Origin of the sequence: Marinomonas spartinae (assembly GCF_016461715.1) — a bacterium.
Taxonomy (GTDB): Bacteria; Pseudomonadota; Gammaproteobacteria; order Pseudomonadales; family Marinomonadaceae; genus Marinomonas; species Marinomonas spartinae_A.
The window spans coordinates 363,462-380,328 of record NZ_JAEMUI010000001.1 but is presented as its reverse complement, the minus strand read 5'-3'; the positions used below and the strand labels follow the sequence as shown (position 1 = coordinate 380,328).

The following is a 16,867-nucleotide window of genomic DNA, read 5'->3' as shown; positions in this document are numbered from 1 at the left end:
AATGTGCCATCCTAATTCACTGAGGCGATGCCTCTTCGTTCGATGAGAAAAAACCGGTCATGAAAGAAAGCCACTACCTAACAGATCAACCAGCCAACCACGACAAAAAAGTCATCGTCGGGATGTCTGGTGGTGTCGACTCCTCCGTATCAGCACTGATTCTGATGCAGCAGGGTTATCAGGTTGAAGGCCTGTTTATGAAAAACTGGGACGAAGACGATGGGACTGAATATTGCACCGCCAAGGAAGATCTAGCTGATGCTCAAGCCGTCAGCGACAAACTCGGAATTAAACTCCATACGGCTAACTTTGCGGCGGAATATTGGGACAACGTGTTCGAACATTTTTTAGCGGAATACAAAGCCGGACGCACCCCCAACCCAGATATTCTGTGCAATAAAGAAATCAAATTTAAAGCTTTCTTGGAATATGCCCTAGAACTGGGTGCCGATTACATCGCCACAGGCCATTACGTTCGCCGTGGCGAAAAAGATGGCGAACCCGTTCTCTTAAAGGGACTGGATAACAACAAAGATCAGAGCTACTTTTTATACGCGGTCGGAAAAGAGGAAATCGGTAAATCTCTCTTTCCTGTTGGCGAGCTTGAAAAACCGGAAGTTCGACGTTTAGCAGAAGAATTTGGTCTGGTGACACACAATAAAAAGGACAGCACGGGGATCTGTTTTATTGGTGAGCGACGCTTTAAAGATTTTCTTGAGCAATACTTGCCCGCCCAACCGGGCGATATAGAAACCCTTGAAGGCGATAAAATAGGTAAGCACTTTGGCTTAATGTACCACACTATTGGTCAACGCCAAGGCTTAGGTATTGGTGGTTTATCCAATTACCCAGATGATCCCTGGTATGTGGTGGAAAAAGATTTAAAACGCAACGTATTAATTGTCACCCAAGGCGGACAACATGAGTCTCTATTTAAAACTCACCTGATCGCTGACAACTTTGACTGGGTGGCTCGTGAGAAGCCAAATTTTCCACTGACTTGCAAGGCAAAATGTCGTTATCGTCAGCCAGATCAAGACTGCATCATTCAAGAATTGGCGGATGGTCGAGTGGAAGTTTCATTTAAAGAGCCACAGCGCGCCATTACCCCAGGACAATCCGTCGTCTTTTATGTTGACGACCTTTGCTTAGGGGGCGGCATTATTAATGTCGCATTTAATAAGCAATAATCAGCAAAGACAAACAGTCATGGATATGTATTCATTTTTTAGAGACGCATTTTTAAGAGACGGTGTATTTTGAGTCAACAAGAAAAAGAGCAAACCATTGCCCTATCCGCGATTTTTCAAGCGGCGGAACTCGTCGCCACCTTGGCCAAAACGGGCAAACTTGATAAAGATTACTTAAAACCACTGATAGACAGTATTTTAGTGGTTAACCCAGACTCGACGGAAGACATCTACGGTGGTCAATGGGATTGCAAAAGCAACCTTGCATTAGGCCGTCGCGTTGCTCGTCAAGCACTTGGTAAAGAACGCGCCAGTGTTAATCCAGATACGCTTCGTTACGCTCTAAGCCTGATTCATTTAGAAAGCAAATTGGCCAAAGAGGACGCTATCCTCTCAGCATTGGGTAAAGGCATTCAGCAATTGGATCGCCAAAAAGCCCATTACGATGATGTATTACACGAAAACATGATGGCAGCGATATCTGGGGTCTATCAGGACACCTTGAGTACGATGGCTTTTCGTATTCAGGTGCAAGGTGATAGCCGTCTGCTTCAGCAACCGGCAATTTCTAATCAGGTTCGTGCCACGTTACTAACGGGCATTCGAGCCGCAATGCTATGGCGCCAATTAGGCGGTAAACGTTGGCATTTAATCTTCAAGCGAAAAGCCTTATTAAACGCCTTAGACGCCCGCTAGCCAAAAGAGACAGTGCCTATATAGCGTGTTGTAAGTGACATAAACAGGACAGTGATACTATAGAAATCCATGCCCAACCTCTGCCAAACGATATGAGAATAACTCACATCAATTATGAGTATATTTTTATCCGATATCTCTGGCATTTTTTTTTAGGTAGTATGTTGGGCAAAATAATATTACAGAGTGAGACCGTTGTACGATGTCACGAGCGACGCTAAGACACGGCAAAAACAGACGAGAAAGCGGAGTTTATCGCTATAAATGAGCATTTTGAGTCTGTTTTTAACAAAGTATTAGCAAGCGCAGTAGTCGTGCAAAAGTCCCAGAGTGCATTTTGCTTAATCTGGTAAAGCACTGCCTCACACACATTTACTATGACGATCTACGTCAGCTTCTATTTTATTGGCTCATTAGTAGCCTAAAACGTTAGGGGAAATTACATGTCAACGAAACAAACCATCTACTATACATTCACGGACGAAGCTCCGGCATTGGCGACAGCTTCTCTACTGCCTATCTTTGGCGCTTTCGCGAAAGAAGCAGACATTGAACTAAAACTCACTGACATTTCTTTAGCAAGCCGCGTAATTTCCGCGTTTGCTGATCGTCTTCCAGAGGATAAACAAGCAGAAGATGGCCTAAAATTCCTTGGCGACCTAACAGCAGATCCTGAAGCAAACATTGTAAAGCTGCCTAACATCAGCGCTTCATTGCCACAGCTTTACGCTACCATAAAAGAATTGAATGCCGAAGGTTACGGCCTTCCTGAATACCCAGAAAACCCACAAACAGACGAAGAAAAAGAAGTTCAAGCTCGTTACGCGAAAGTACTAGGCAGTGCGGTTAACCCTGTATTGCGTCAAGGTAACTCAGACCGTCGCGCACCAGCAGCCGTTAAGAGTTATGCTCGTAAACACCCACACTCAATGGGTAAATGGAGCAAAACATCGACTTCTCATGCCGACTACATGCGCGGCGGCGATTTCTTCTCCTCTGAGCAATCTATTACAACAGATGTGGATCAAACCGTTCGCTTAGAATTCGTCGGTCAAGACGGCTCTGTTGAAGTGAAAAAATCTCTTCCGCTCATCGCTGGTGAAGTACTAGACGCCATGAACATGAGCAGCAAGAAACTTCGTGCCTTCTTTGAAGAAACCCTTCAAGATGCCAAAGAAAACAACATCATGTGGTCTTTACACGTTAAAGCGACCATGATGAAAGTGTCTCACCCAATCGTTTTTGGTCACGCGGTAACCGTTTTCTATAAAGACGTCTTTGAAAAATACGGTGAACTTTTCAACGAAATCGGCGTTAACCCAAGAAACGGTTTAGGTAGCGTATACGACAAGATCCAATCTCTTCCTGAAGCCAAACAAGCAGAAATCAAACAAGCCATTCAAGACGTTTACAACACTCGTCCAGAACTTGCGATGGTAGATTCTGATAAAGGCATCACCAACCTACACGTACCAAGCGACGTCATCGTTGACGCCTCTATGCCTGCGATGATTCGTAACTCAGGTAAAATGTGGGGCCGTGATGGCAAAGCACATGATGCGAAAGCTGTTATGCCTGAAAGTACTTACGCACGTATTTATCAAGAAGTTATCAACTTCTGTAAAACAAACGGTGCGTTTGACCCTGTTACTATGGGTACCGTACCAAACGTAGGGTTAATGGCACAAAAAGCAGAAGAATACGGTTCTCACGACAAAACTTTCGAAATGAAAGATGACGGCGTGATGCGTGTTGTCGATGCCAATGGCAACGTACTGATGCAACACAATGTTGAGAAAGGCGATATTTGGCGTGCCTGCCAAACCAAAGATGCGCCAATCCGTGACTGGGTAAAACTTGGCGTTACTCGCGCTCGTCAATCTAACACACCCGCTGTATTCTGGTTAGAAGAAGACCGTGCTCACGATATTCAACTACGCAAAAAAGTGGAGCTTTACCTAAAAGAGCACGATCTAGAAGGTTTGGATATTCGCATTATGTCTTATAACGAAGCGATTCGTTTCTCTATGGAACGCATCATCCGTGGTCAAGACACTATCTCTGTCACTGGTAACGTACTACGTGATTACCTAACAGACTTGTTCCCAATCATGGAGCTTGGTACATCTGCGAAAATGCTGTCAATCGTTCCTATGTTGAACGGTGGTGGCATGTACGAAACGGGTGCGGGCGGTTCTGCTCCTAAGCACGTTCAACAGCTAATGGAAGAAAACCACCTTCGTTGGGACTCTCTGGGTGAATTCTTAGCGGTTGCAGTATCCTTCGAAGAACTTGGCATCAAGCACAACAACGAGAAAGCCAAAATACTGGCTAAGTGCCTCGATGCGGCAACAGGCAAATTGCTAGATAACAATAAATCACCTTCTCGTAAAGTGGGTGAAATCGACAACCGTGGTAGCCACTTCTACCTAGCTCTGTACTGGTCTCAAGAACTAGCAGCGCAAACAGAAGATGCAGGCCTTGCGGCGAAATTCGCCCCACTTGCTAAGCAACTTGCTGATAACGAAGACAAAATCGTTGCTGAACTTGCCGCGGTACAAGGCAAACCTTCTGGTCTATCTGGCTACTACCACATGGATCTTAAGGAAGTGGCTAAAATCATGCGTCCTAGCACCACCTTCAACGAGGCACTAGCAACACTTTAAGCCCCTTTAGCGGACTTATAATGCACTAGCAAGTCTCGTGTGGTTTATCACACTAAAAATCCCAAGTAGTTTGGCTACTTGGGATTTTTTTATCTGTCAGTATTATCGAAATAGTCACAGAAACACCAAGATCAATATTAACTCAGTTAACTTTTTTTCTTGTCCTACAGCGCTTGATGATAGCTAAGTACAGAAACTTAGTACTGTACAAAAGAATAGCAACACCAAAAACAGCTGACGAATAACCATGTGATCCCGTACCTCTAGTATTTTTTGTGAGTTCTAGAGGCGCACTAAAGCCTGAATAAGTAGAAAATACACCGAGTAAGAAAAAGAACAGAAGCAATATGACGAAGCCAATGAATTTAGGCAAAGAAAAAGACATTACATGACTATCTATGTATTGTCCCATTTTTAATTTAGGCCAATAATAAATCGCAAAAAAGGAGACGAAGACTGTAATAATATCCGTCGCGACAATCGGCATATCGAGGAACTCGAAAAAGCGATCAATACCATTGCTCACAATAGTGATAGCAATAGCGAAGACGAAAATTACAAGTAATACTATTATATAAAACATGCTATCTAATCCTTAGAACTCTGCAACAATCGATGCACCTAGTCTATCTAAATAAGAGACAGTTACCTACTATGCTTCGAGTTCTCACACCGTCCAGCTATTCCTAGCTTCTAAATAAGAAATAGCCTTCATAAAACAACTAGTTGTACGGCCATTATCCCAAGCATTTTTGTGGTGCATCCATGTCCTCATGCAGCACTCGAACACGACAGACTTCTTAATTAAACGCTTTATAAAAAACAGCATGATGCTCTATCAAACCGATTTAGATGGCCTACTTCTTATAGGCTCCTCATATGGTCTGCTTATAAAGATTCCCCCTTACCATAGAAGTACGCCCCCCTTTTGCCTATAATAGCGGCTCCCTGAAAACCATGTTCGAGGCGTTATCTCAATGGAATTAACTAGCTTAAATGCGATTTCCCCCATAGACGGTCGTTACGGATCGAAAACCAACGTATTGCGTCGCTCAGTAAGCGAATACGGTTTGCTACGTATGCGTGTTATTGTGGAAGTGCGCTGGCTACAGGCTCTTGCCAAACACCCACAAATCACCGAAGTACCTGCACTTAGCAGCGATGCAAGCGCTTTTCTAGATCAGCTCGCTGAGAACTTTAGCGAAGCCGATGCCCAAGCGATTAAAGACATTGAGAAAACCACGAACCACGATGTCAAAGCGGTTGAGTACTTTATCAAGAATAAAATGGCTGACAATGCTGAACTCGCGGCGATTTCTGAGTTTGTTCACTTCGCTTGTACTTCTGAGGATATTAATAACCTATCCCACGCGCTGATGCTCCGTGAAGCATTGGAAGAAGGCATTACCCCAGAGTTAAATAAGGTGATCACGGCAATTGAAGATCTAGCGCTTGAACATGCAGAACAGCCCATGTTGTCTCGTACTCATGGCCAAACCGCCTCTCCCTCAACCGTTGGTAAAGAAATGGCCAACGTGGCGGCGCGTTTGAAGCGCCAACTTAAGCAAATTGAAAACGTTGAATTTTTAGGCAAAATCAACGGGGCGGTGGGTAACTATAACGCCCATCTTTCGGCATATCCTGATATTGACTGGCAAGCGCACGCTGAAGCCTTTGTGACATCGCTCGGTTTGACTTGGAATCCTTACACCACACAAATAGAACCACACGATTACATCGCAGAATTGTATGATGCTATTTGCCGTTTCAACACCATCTTGATCGATTTTGACCGTGATGTATGGGGTTACATTTCCATGGGCTTCTTCAAGCAAAAAACCATTGCTGGCGAAATTGGTTCTTCCACCATGCCCCATAAAGTTAACCCAATCGACTTTGAAAATTCCGAAGGTAACTTGGGTATTGCCAATGCCATTATGGGTCACCTTAGCGCGAAATTACCAATTTCTCGTTGGCAACGTGACCTAACGGACTCAACCGTGCTGCGTAACCTAGGGGTTGGTTTAGCACACAGTTTGATCGCCTACCAGGCAACTCTTAAAGGCATCAGCAAATTGGAAATCAACGCGCCTCGTCTTGAGGCAGACCTGAATGCCGCTTGGGAAGTATTGGCTGAACCCATTCAAACCGTCATGCGTCGCTATGGTATTGAATCTCCCTACGAGAAGTTAAAAGAACTGACTCGTGGCCGTACTATCGACCAAGCGACTATCGAAGCCTTTGTTGATACACTGGAATTGCCTGAAAAAGCGAAGAACGAGCTTAAAGCACTTACCCCTGCAACCTACATTGGTAACGCTGTGGCACAAGCAAAAGCCATTCGCAACTAAGGTCTGCTCTAATTAATAAGAGTAAGCCGATTAAAAAGAGTCGTTAAAACGGCTCTTTTTTGCCTTTTAGCGATCCCACTTTCTTTATTGTAATGAGCAAATAATGAGCGACTTAAACACCCCATTGAGCATTCTTGGTGGCATGACAGCACAAACCTTTATAGAGGAATACTGGCAGAAAAAGCCTCTTCTCATTCGTGCAGGTCTTGTTGATTTTACCGTACCACTCGACGCCGACGAATTGGCGGGCATGGCAATGGAAGAAGAAGTTGAATCACGCATTGTGATTGAAAATGGCCTCACACCTTGGGAAATGCGCCAAGGCCCATTTACCGAGGACACTTTTGCGACATTGCCCGAAAAGGAGTGGACACTACTGGTGCAAGCGGTCGACCACTGGGTACCTGAGGTTCAGTCGCTGAAAGAGCAATTTCAATTTTTGCCAAGTTGGCGATTAGATGACGTAATGATCAGCTACGCCACCGAAGGCGGTAGTGTTGGCCCTCATTATGATCAATACGATGTTTTTTTGGTTCAAGTCACTGGTAAACGCCGCTGGCAAGTCTTATCCCCGGATCAATATCAAGACTCCGCTATCCCTAATATTCAACTGCATATTTTAGACAACTTCCCTGTGGATCCAGATATGGATTGGGAGCTTGAAGCCGGTGACATCCTGTATTTGCCCCCTAACTTTGCTCACAATGGCCGAGCTCTTGACAGTGAATGCATGACTTACTCCATCGGCTTTCGCGCCCCCAGCATACAAGAGGCGTTGACGGGGGTTCGTGACAAACTATGCGAAATCGACAATCCGAAAGACCGCTTTGCTCCACCCGAAACAGGGGCTCGACAACACAGTGCTCATATTAGCAAAGACGATATCGCCAACTTACAAAGCCAACTCGCCCGTTTGATCAATCAACCAGACATGCTTGCTCAGTGGCTTGGCGAAACCATGAGCGAAAGTAAATACCCTGAATATTTAGTGCCGTTTAACCAACAGGAGTTAGACACCGCATTTGAGCATGCTATTCAAGGAAAAACCTTTATTCGCCCTGGCGATGCTCGTATCTGCTATTATTTGCTAGAAGGTCTAGAAGCAACAAACAATCGTGTACAAATCTTTTGTAATGGTGAAAGCTTAGTGGTGAATGCCGATCTATCAATTTTTATACAAGCGATTTGTGACCAAACCGAATTTGATTTTTCAGGACTCGATTTAACACAAGACCCAGACCTAGAACCCTTGTTACGTTTTTTACTTCGTCAACAAGGGCTGATCGAACTGGTTGCTAACGAAGAAGACTAGAGGAACCCTACTTGAAGGTACTCACATCCGATTGGAACAGTAGCAAAGACCAACTCACGTTTGTGCGTAAACAAGTCTTTATCATAGAGCAAGGCATTGCCCCAGAAGATGAATGGGACGACCAAGATGAAGACGCCGTTCACTTTGTCTCATTTGGCACAACCGCCGTGCCAACGGGCACCTGCCGCTTAACGGAAAATGGCCAAATTAGCCGCTTGGCTGTTTTACCCGCTTATCGTCATCAGGGTTATGGTGAGATGCTAATCAACAGAGCGATTAAAGTTGCCAGAGAAATGGGCATTCGCTGTGTCTTTTTACATGCTCAAGTAGATGTACAGACCTTTTATGAAAAGCAGCGCTTTAAAACCGACGGCAAAATTTTTTTAGAGGCAGGGAAAATGCATATTCGTATGGAACGTGAGATTTAGCCTTCTTATAGGTATCTAGCTTAAACAAAAAAAGCGAGCCTTCCATTTGGGATAAGCTCGCTTTTTATATTGTGCGTTTTTAATTTTAAAAAACGATTAATTAAACAACAGCAATTAGCTCAACATCAAACTGAAGAACAGAATGAGGCTGGATCATAGCACCAGCGCCTTGAGCACCATATGCTAATTCTGATGGAATGGTAAAACGGTATTTCGCGCCTTCTTTCATCAATTGTAGACCTTCAGTCCAGCCAGCGATAACACCTGTTAGCGGAAATTCAATGGGTTCGCCACGGGCAATAGAACTGTCAAATACTTGTCCGTCAATCAAGCGACCTTCATAGTGAACACGTACTGTAGAGCTGCGTTCTGGGGTTGCACCAGTTCCTTCTTGTGTTACTTCGTATTGAAGACCACTTTCCGTCACCGTCACACTTGGTTTTGCTTTGTTCTCTTCTAGGAAAGCAGCACCTGCCTGAATGTTGGCTTGAGACGCTTCACGACCCTTCTCTTCCATTTTTTGTTGAAGTTCAGCAAAAGCCGCTTCAAGTTCCGCACCTGGAACACGCATTTCTGCACCGTTTAGGGCGTCTTCAATGGCTGCAAACAAATGGGTTAAGGATAGTTCACCAAGATCACTACCCCGAAGTTGATCACCAATTTGACGACCGATGCCATAAGCGATTTTAGATTCGTTAGAGTCGAACGACAGTTCTGACATAGAAACACTCTCTTTATTTGTAAAAATTTGAGGCGCTATCATAACATAGCCGTAAGCTCAGGAAAGAGCGGACTTTTCAGCCACACTAAAAACCTACCTAACGATCTCTTATCTTGATAAAAAAATAGTATTTGCAAATGATATTCATTATCAATTACAATCAATCATTATCAACGGATTGGGTCACTTCATCATGAAAGCTAAGGTTTTTGTATCGCAAGTCAGCCAGAGAAAGGATAATAAAAAGCGTATTGATTACTGGGGACTACTCTTCGTAGGCATCATCTTGACCGCCTCATGTAGTTGTTTCTTATTCGATGCCTATCAGGAAACACAGCAAGCTCGAGCCGGTACCAACATTATTCAGACCACGCAGGTAAAACATGATCTAGATCATCATCTAAAAGTCTGAAAGGAATAAACTCTTCTTATAGAAGATCAACAACATGCCAAGGAGAGTCTCCATGTTACCTGAAGTCAACACTATCCTTTACGCCTGCGACTTAGAAGGCCAAACTCAATCCGCGTTGGGGCACGTCATGAACCTTGCCCTTGCCCATCAGGCCAAAGTTGTGGTTATGCATGTACTTGAGCCACTTGGCGCTCAAGCAACTAATATGATTACCAATTACCTGCCTGAAGAAACCACAAAAGCCATGCGCGATGAGGCCGTCAAAAATATCAATGAAAAAATGAGAGAATTGCTCAGCGACTACATTAATGACAACAAAGAAGCGCTATCTGCTTTAGCTCACCCACCTGAGACTAAAATTGCGCAAGGCGTTCCCTATGAAGCCATTATTCATGTTGCTGAAAAAGTGGAAGCCGATATTATTGTCATGAACAGCCGTACTCATAGCCGATTTGGCCAAATGATCATCGGTTCTACTGCGAACAAAGTGATTCACCACAGCAATATCCCAGTATTGGTTGTGCCCATCAAAGCACATAAATAAACGGACACACTAGCCAGAATCCTTCATCTTAGATACACTTACTGTATATATAAACAGTAAGTGTGTCCATGATTCTATATATTGCCGAAAAACCCAGTCTTGCTCGCGCTATCGCCGCTGCCCTCCCTTCTCCACAAAAAAAAGAAGAAGGCTGCATTTGGTTACCCAATGGCGATTGCATTAGCTGGTGTATCGGCCACTTATTAGAGCAAGCTGAACCTCATCAATATAACCCAGCTTATAAATCATGGAGTCTAGATCACTTACCCATTATTCCGACCGACTGGCAATGGCAAGAAAAATCCGGCACTAAAAAGCAACTCAGCATCCTGAAAAGACTTATCAAGAAGGCCAGCCTTTTGGTACATGCTGGCGATCCAGACCGAGAAGGACAGTTACTGGTTGATGAAGTACTGCACTACACTAAGGTTCCCGTCCAAAAGCTGAAAAGCACACAGCGTTTACTCGTTAGCGATTTAACCCCTGCAGCGGTTAAAAAAGCCCTAAATAACTTACGTCCTAATAGTGAGTTCGCCGCTTTATCACGTTCTGCATTAGGTCGTGCGCGCGCCGATTGGCTATTAGGCCTTAACCTAACACGCGCTTACACGATTAGAGGCCGTCAGGCTGGCTACCAAGGGGTATTATCGATTGGCCGAGTGCAGACCCCTGTGCTTGGTTTAGTGGCCGCCAGAGATAAAGAACGAGAAGCGTTTGTACCCAAGGATTTTTATCAAGTCTGGGCAAGCATTCAAACACCACAAGGCGTCATGTTCCAAGCGAAATGGCTGCCCAGTGAGGCCTGCCAACCCTATATGGATGACGAAAACCGCGTTCTGAGTTTGCCACTGGCCCAAAATGTCGCCAGCAGAATCACCAACAAGCCAGCTAGAGTCATCGATGCACAATACAAGCAAAAGAAACAAAGTGCGCCATTGCCATATAACTTGTCGGCATTGCAAATCGACGCGGCAAAGGCCTTTTCGTTATCAGCTCAGCAAGTACTAGACACCTGCCAAGCATTATATGAACGCCACCAAATAATCACTTATCCACGTTCCGATTGTCGCTATTTACCCGTCCAACAACACAAAGATGCCCCCGCTATTATTAATGCACTGGCGCGCTCTGGTGGAGACAGGCAGACAGCAGCCGAAAACGCAAACACCGCCCTAAAAAGTAAAGCTTGGAATGATAAGCAAATCACCGCCCACCATGCGATTATCCCAACGACCCAAGCTCACAAAGCTGCTTCATTATCAAAAACAGAAGCCTTGGTTTTTAATTTAATCGCTCGCCAATATCTTATGCAGTTTTATCCTGAATACGATTATTTGGCCTCTTACATCAAGCTAGAAATAGAAGGTGGTCTCTTTGAAGCCAAAGGCAACACACCTATTTCGCTAGGTTGGAAAAGCCTTTTACCAGCCAGAAGCACAGCAAAGGACCCTGAGGATGAAAACCAGCACGAGCTACCAAAATTGTCGAAAGGGGAAGCCTTATGGTGTACACAAGGGCAAGTGCAAGAAAAAGTGACCACGCCCCCCGCCGCCTTCACCGACGCCACCTTACTCGCCGCCATGACAGGTATCAACCGATTTGTCACAGATAAAGACATTCGCGCCATCTTAAAAGAAACGGATGGGCTAGGCACCGAAGCAACGCGAGCCAGTATCATCGAATTGCTTTTTAAACGAGGCTTTTTAACCAGACAGGGGAAACAAATCCATGCCAGTCAAACAGGCCGCGCTTTTATCAATTGCCTACCAGAGCAATTGGTCACTCCAGATATGACGGCAAAATGGGAGTCCGCCCTCAATAACATCAGCCTAGGTGAAACCAGCTATCAATCCTTTATAGAAAATTTAGAAACAAACCTAAACCAACTACTTAGTGCCTCACGAGACATGCCGACCTCTGCGCTACAAAATCTTCCTGCCCCAAGTAAAAAACCTTTTACCAAACGAAAAGGCACAACCAACAGAAAATCGACAGGCACCCGAAAAACCGCCACAACAAATAAGAGCTCGGGGGGCAGAACCGCGACGTCAAACGCAAGACGACGCTCGAAAGCGTCGTCTTAAATCAACAAAGAGGGATAGGTTAGCCTATCGCCAACCAGCCTCCGACACCAATCATCAATGTCCCCGCGATACGATTCATAATCCGCACATTGCCACTTTTCATCAAAACGGATTTTAGAGTGCGACCACCTGTGGCATAGATCAATAAACAAGTAAACTCGAGACAAAGAATAATCGCGATGAGGATCAACAGCTGACCCGCCAAGGATTGATTGGGATTTAAAAAAGGCGGCAGCAGCGCTATGAAGAACGCCCACCCTTTGGGATTGGCAATGGCCGTCACAAAACCTTGAGACAGCAATTCAAACACCGAAGCGACTCGATCCGACGCCTCCATTTTTATGGCCATTTTTCCTTTCGATAACCACATTTGAATACCGATGTAAGCAAGATACAACCCTCCAAGCAATTTTAATGTGGTAAACGCCGTTGGGTAATTCAGTAATAGAGCAGCAACACCAATGGAAGACAACACCGCAACCATCGCTACCCCTGCCAGTTCACCGAGCATCATCCATAAAGCCCGCCTTACACCGATGGTCATACCCAATGTCATTGCGAGAGTCATACACATACCAGGTGTGATAGACACGAAAAAAAACGTGGGGATAAAAGCACTTAAGAGAGCAAGATTCACTGCATCACCCTATAAATTAAAAAACTGACTATAACGCGAAGAATTGAGACTTGGATAGCACAAAACAATGCATTCTATGGGTTAGATTAGAAATGTTTCTTTTCTTTAAACGTGGCATCATCCATAAACTTATCCCATTCATCATTGATGCTGCTATCCTCCTCTTCGACAGTGGCTTCTGCTGCTTCTCGCTTCGCCTCAAGCTCTTTTTCTATTTCACCAATGATCCCTTCTAGCTGCTTAACAGATGACAGCGTTTCAGGTTTGTCTTTGACTGGAGCTAATTGCGATAATGCTTCTTTATAGGAGGATAAAGCCACATCCATTTTGCCTGTCAAAAAGGCTTGTCGACCTAGATAGGCGTGAAAATCCGCATTTAATTTGTACTTATAAAATAAAAGTAGCCCTTCATAACGAGCCCCCGAATCAGAATTTAGCGTTTTATCCTTCACACTTTGTTTGATAAAAAAGTGAAATGATTCCAACAAACGCTTCAGCTCCATGATTAATAACTCATCATTAATGGGCTTTGCCCGTCGCTTTTGTTTACTCGATTGAAACTCTGCCATTTCTTGTTCTAAATGACTTTTTCGGCGCTGAAGAGCAGAATTAGGCTCAAATTGGATAAGCTCATCATAGAGGGTGACCATGCGAGAAAACAACCAAAGCCGCATGTCTTTCGGCTGATATTGAGGCGGTAAATCATCAAGATAACGACGTACCTGACGAATCTGATTATTAATGTTTGCGATTTTACGGAGCCTGTCAATTCGGGCCTGTTCTTTGAGCTGCAAAACGATTGCGACTCCTATAAACCCGCCTATCACAAGCAATAAAACCGTAACTGTCACTGCCGTCATATTTAAAAAAATGCCTTCGATGGTACAAAAACCACTATTTAAGAGGTAAAGAAGATGCGAATAGGTCGTCTAGGTTAAGAAAACGTGTTCATATCATCTTTAGATTATATTGCCGAAGCGCATTACAAACCAAGCCCCAACTACGACCCTGTTGAACGATTAGCAAATAACGCCTGTTCAACCGACTCTATTACCCGCTTTAAACGATCAATGTCCCTTTGAGCCTCACCTATCGCGGCAACTTTTTCCATTTCAACCAATGCGGCCCGATACTTTTCTAACGCTCTCGCCTTTTTATCCATGTCCACATCATTATCTGCTTGGTGGACCAATAAATCATGATAAGCAAGACTATTTCCGTAACGAATCAATTCCACTTGCTGTCTAGCCGTTTGCTTATCCACAATGCCATTTAACGCAAAACCTTTGATCAACGCTGGCAAACTAGAAAGCGATGTTTGCACCTTAGATAATTGATCCGAATGTGTCACTCTACCATTATCGGCTAACTTAGTGCTCGACTTTAATTCATCACGAATTTTAAATAACTCTGGTAGCTTATCGGCCAGATCCTGACCATATCGATTATGGGACACCAGATTTGGAACGATTGCCAAAAGATAGTCAACCAATAGCACCTTTGTTTGATGAGGCATATAACGATCCATCACCATATCCAAAATCGATAATATACGATAACTGCGATTCACTAACTGTTCGGTTGCTTTCTTTTTTAGTTCGCGTTGTTTTTTATACCATTTCACAACACCAAAAATAGTTAAAATAGCAAAAGAAACACACAAACAAGTAACGACAACGAGCGCAATATTATTCATTATGACCTTATTACCAAATCCAGTGAGCAGTAAAATGAGTCTATTTAATACAACGGTGCAGAGACTTACCTAGGAAGGTATAAATACAAAAAGGTCAGCTGAACTGACCTTTTTGACTAAAGCACTCTTTTTCGACTAAAGCAATCAACAAACGCTTCATTTCATAAATAACAGCAATGCACTTTAATGCATAACAGAGAAGCCTACCAACATATAAAAAATCATTGCAGAAAGCAACGCTGATGCAGGGACGGTAATCACCCAAGCGGCTGCAATACGAAGAATAGCGGAACGTTTTACCAATTCTTTTTTCGTCGCTTTCTTCAACCCTTTACGCTCGCCTTTAGAAATAGGCGAAATATAACTGGCATTTTTTAAATCTTTAAGAATTTGGCGTTTTTCACCCACATCCGCCTGAGTGAAACGTTTCACAAAAGCCTGTGTTTCTTCAATATCATGACCTGCACGCTGAGAGTGCTTAATAATCGAAGCTATCTTCTTCTCATAAGACAGCTTTAGGTACTCCCGCAAGAAACCCACACCAAAAATACCACCAACAGCAATATGGGTGGAACTAACAGGAAGACCAAACTGAGAAGCAATAATCACCGTAATAGCAGCAGCCATCGCCACACAAAAGGCGCGAGTTTTATCCAACTCAGTAATTTCAGAACCAACGGTTTTTATCAGTTTTGGTCCATACAGAGCTAAACCAACCGAAATACCAAACCCGCCAATCGCCATCACCCAAATAGGAATCGGCGCCGAGTTGGCAACGGCTCCCGTCATAAGCGCATCGTTTATGGCCGCTAATGGTCCAATTGCATTGGCAACATCATTTGCCCCATGGGCAAAACTTAATAACGCAGCAGAGGCAATCAGTGGAATGGTGAACAAGCTATTCACGGCATCTTTATCGTTTTTCAACTTCATTGCCGCTCTATCGACCATAGGGCGAACTAAAAAGTACCCGGTCATAGCGACCGCAAAGCCAATTAACAATGCGGTTGTCATGTCCAGTTTGAAAAGGTGCTTAAAGCCTTTTAGAATCAAGTAAGTTGAAAACGCCCAGACCATAATCGCCACTAGCAGAGGGACGACTTTTCGCGCAGCGAGAATCATATCACTACGATAGGTGACAGTGCGCTTAATAAACATCAAAAAGGCCGCCGCAATAAGGCCACCCATTACCGGAGAAATCACCCAGCTGGCAACAATGGCCCCAAGCTGATTCCAGTTTGCAATTCCCCAACCGCCCGCAGCAATCCCGGAGCCAAGTACCCCACCAACAATAGAGTGGGTAGTTGAAACCGGTGCTCCAAGATACGTTGCTAGGTTTAGCCAAATAGCGCCCGCTAATAGAGCGGCCATCATAATCCAGATAAAGGTTGCAGAGTCCGCAATAGAACTGGGGTTAATAATACCTTTTTGAATCGTTCCAACAACCGTTCCACCAGCAATCAGAGACCCTGAAGCTTCAAAGATTGCGGCAATCAGAATAGCGCCCGTCATGGAAAGCGCTTTCGAGCCAACGGCAGGGCCAACGTTATTTGCGACGTCATTTGCCCCTATGTTCAACGCCATATAAGCACCGATACTGGCAGCAATCGCTAAAATAGAAACATTAGAAACAGCGGCACCTTGATTCACGGCGTAAAAGCCTGCCAGTAATACAAATCCAAGCGCAATCAGCACACGTATCAGTTCACCGCCACCCAATTGGGTCTTTTCGTTTTTCAATTTGCTTGTAAGATCCATAGAGGCTCTTCTTTAAAGATTTATCTATGCCAAACTGCGGCTCACTTGACAAACTTATGGCTCATCATTCATCGCAAAATGCTTACCCTAGCACTTTCAGAGAGTTTGACGCTTTATTCATCCTGTCACATTTCCTTCATGAAATGTTAATCGCGCGCCATTCTACACCGAGGCAATTCAGATAAAAACCCTAAAAAACTTTTATTGGACTCATTCCTACTAAGCCATACTTCCTCCCTGTGATGGCAACAGAATGGTGTGGGATACAGTTCAAAATCGCACGCCATAAAACCGCGATCTTATAAAGGATTAGCCATAAAAACTGACTTTTTTATAAAAATAGTCAAAAACGTGCAAAAATAATGCATAATA

General features: G+C 44.1%; 14 protein-coding genes. 9 read left to right on the top strand and 5 right to left on the bottom strand.

Annotated elements, in window-relative coordinates:
* Positions 1-59 precede the first annotated feature (59 nt).
* From mnmA to JHD45_RS01695, 6 genes are all read left to right on the top strand, one after another.
* The gene (gene mnmA / locus JHD45_RS01720) at positions 60-1,190 is read left to right on the top strand and encodes a tRNA 2-thiouridine(34) synthase MnmA (protein ID WP_199474450.1); all 1,131 of its coding nucleotides are present in this window, start codon (positions 60-62) and stop codon (positions 1,188-1,190) included.
* Positions 1,191-1,259: 69 nt separating this feature from the next.
* Positions 1,260-1,886: a high frequency lysogenization protein HflD gene (gene hflD, locus JHD45_RS01715; RefSeq protein WP_199474448.1), complete on the top strand. Its 627-nt coding sequence runs from the start codon at positions 1,260-1,262 to the stop codon at positions 1,884-1,886.
* A gap of 443 nt (positions 1,887-2,329) precedes the next feature.
* Positions 2,330-4,552: an NADP-dependent isocitrate dehydrogenase gene (locus JHD45_RS01710; RefSeq protein WP_199474446.1), complete on the top strand. Its 2,223-nt coding sequence runs from the start codon at positions 2,330-2,332 to the stop codon at positions 4,550-4,552.
* 977 nt (positions 4,553-5,529) lie between these two features.
* Complete coding sequence (purB, locus tag JHD45_RS01705; protein ID WP_199474444.1) at positions 5,530-6,903, top strand: adenylosuccinate lyase; 1,374 nt, start codon at positions 5,530-5,532, stop codon at positions 6,901-6,903.
* Between the two features lie 103 nt (positions 6,904-7,006).
* Positions 7,007-8,215 (top strand): cupin domain-containing protein, encoded by a 1,209-nt coding sequence (locus JHD45_RS01700; RefSeq protein WP_199474442.1) that lies wholly within the window; start codon positions 7,007-7,009, stop codon positions 8,213-8,215.
* A gap of 11 nt (positions 8,216-8,226) precedes the next feature.
* Positions 8,227-8,643, top strand: a complete 417-nt coding sequence (locus tag JHD45_RS01695; RefSeq protein ID WP_199474440.1) for a GNAT family N-acetyltransferase — start codon at positions 8,227-8,229, stop codon at positions 8,641-8,643.
* A 100-nt stretch (positions 8,644-8,743) separates the two neighbouring features.
* Here JHD45_RS01695 and JHD45_RS01690 read toward each other — a convergent pair whose 3' ends face one another.
* Positions 8,744-9,364 carry an FKBP-type peptidyl-prolyl cis-trans isomerase gene (locus tag JHD45_RS01690; RefSeq protein WP_199474438.1) on the bottom strand — a complete coding sequence of 207 codons (621 nt, stop codon included), beginning with the start codon at positions 9,362-9,364 and terminating at the stop codon, positions 8,744-8,746.
* A 193-nt stretch (positions 9,365-9,557) separates the two neighbouring features.
* Between JHD45_RS01690 and JHD45_RS01685 the strand changes: the two genes are divergently transcribed.
* From JHD45_RS01685 to JHD45_RS01675, 3 genes are all read left to right on the top strand, one after another.
* A complete protein-coding gene (locus tag JHD45_RS01685) occupies positions 9,558-9,776 on the top strand; it encodes a hypothetical protein (RefSeq protein WP_199474437.1) in 219 nt (72 codons plus the stop codon).
* Positions 9,777-9,828: 52 nt separating this feature from the next.
* The gene (locus tag JHD45_RS01680; protein ID WP_199474435.1) at positions 9,829-10,320 is read left to right on the top strand and encodes a universal stress protein; all 492 of its coding nucleotides are present in this window, start codon (positions 9,829-9,831) and stop codon (positions 10,318-10,320) included.
* 68 nt (positions 10,321-10,388) lie between these two features.
* Positions 10,389-12,404, top strand: coding sequence for a DNA topoisomerase III (locus tag JHD45_RS01675; RefSeq protein ID WP_199474433.1), 2,016 nt, complete (start codon positions 10,389-10,391; stop codon positions 12,402-12,404).
* A 19-nt stretch (positions 12,405-12,423) separates the two neighbouring features.
* On the opposite strand, the gene JHD45_RS01670 is transcribed toward JHD45_RS01675, so the two are convergent.
* From JHD45_RS01670 to JHD45_RS01655, 4 genes are all read right to left on the bottom strand, one after another.
* Positions 12,424-13,041 (bottom strand): LysE family translocator, encoded by a 618-nt coding sequence (locus JHD45_RS01670; RefSeq protein WP_199474431.1) that lies wholly within the window; start codon positions 13,039-13,041, stop codon positions 12,424-12,426.
* Between the two features lie 86 nt (positions 13,042-13,127).
* A complete protein-coding gene (locus JHD45_RS01665) occupies positions 13,128-13,901 on the bottom strand; it encodes a hypothetical protein (RefSeq protein ID WP_199474429.1) in 774 nt (257 codons plus the stop codon).
* A gap of 140 nt (positions 13,902-14,041) precedes the next feature.
* Positions 14,042-14,737, bottom strand: coding sequence for a hypothetical protein (locus tag JHD45_RS01660; protein WP_199474428.1), 696 nt, complete (start codon positions 14,735-14,737; stop codon positions 14,042-14,044).
* Between the two features lie 183 nt (positions 14,738-14,920).
* Positions 14,921-16,495 (bottom strand): inorganic phosphate transporter, encoded by a 1,575-nt coding sequence (locus JHD45_RS01655; RefSeq protein WP_199474427.1) that lies wholly within the window; start codon positions 16,493-16,495, stop codon positions 14,921-14,923.
* Positions 16,496-16,867: the final 372 nt, after the last annotated feature.

Bases quoted from the DNA above. Each gene is read 5' to 3' on its own strand.
- mnmA (WP_199474450.1), top strand. From the start codon at position 60: ATGAAAGAAAGCCACTACCTAACAGATCAACCAGCCAACCACGACAAA.
- JHD45_RS01710 (WP_199474446.1), top strand. From the start codon at position 2,330: ATGTCAACGAAACAAACCATCTACTATACATTCACGGACGAAGCTCCG.
- purB (WP_199474444.1), top strand. From the start codon at position 5,530: ATGGAATTAACTAGCTTAAATGCGATTTCCCCCATAGACGGTCGTTAC.
- JHD45_RS01700 (WP_199474442.1), top strand. From the start codon at position 7,007: ATGAGCGACTTAAACACCCCATTGAGCATTCTTGGTGGCATGACAGCA.
- JHD45_RS01690 (WP_199474438.1), bottom strand. From the start codon at position 9,364: ATGTCAGAACTGTCGTTCGACTCTAACGAATCTAAAATCGCTTATGGC.
- JHD45_RS01685 (WP_199474437.1), top strand. From the start codon at position 9,558: ATGAAAGCTAAGGTTTTTGTATCGCAAGTCAGCCAGAGAAAGGATAAT.
- JHD45_RS01680 (WP_199474435.1), top strand. From the start codon at position 9,829: ATGTTACCTGAAGTCAACACTATCCTTTACGCCTGCGACTTAGAAGGC.
- JHD45_RS01675 (WP_199474433.1), top strand. From the start codon at position 10,389: ATGATTCTATATATTGCCGAAAAACCCAGTCTTGCTCGCGCTATCGCC.
- JHD45_RS01665 (WP_199474429.1), bottom strand. From the start codon at position 13,901: ATGACGGCAGTGACAGTTACGGTTTTATTGCTTGTGATAGGCGGGTTT.
- JHD45_RS01660 (WP_199474428.1), bottom strand. From the start codon at position 14,737: ATGAATAATATTGCGCTCGTTGTCGTTACTTGTTTGTGTGTTTCTTTT.
- JHD45_RS01655 (WP_199474427.1), bottom strand. From the start codon at position 16,495: ATGGATCTTACAAGCAAATTGAAAAACGAAAAGACCCAATTGGGTGGC.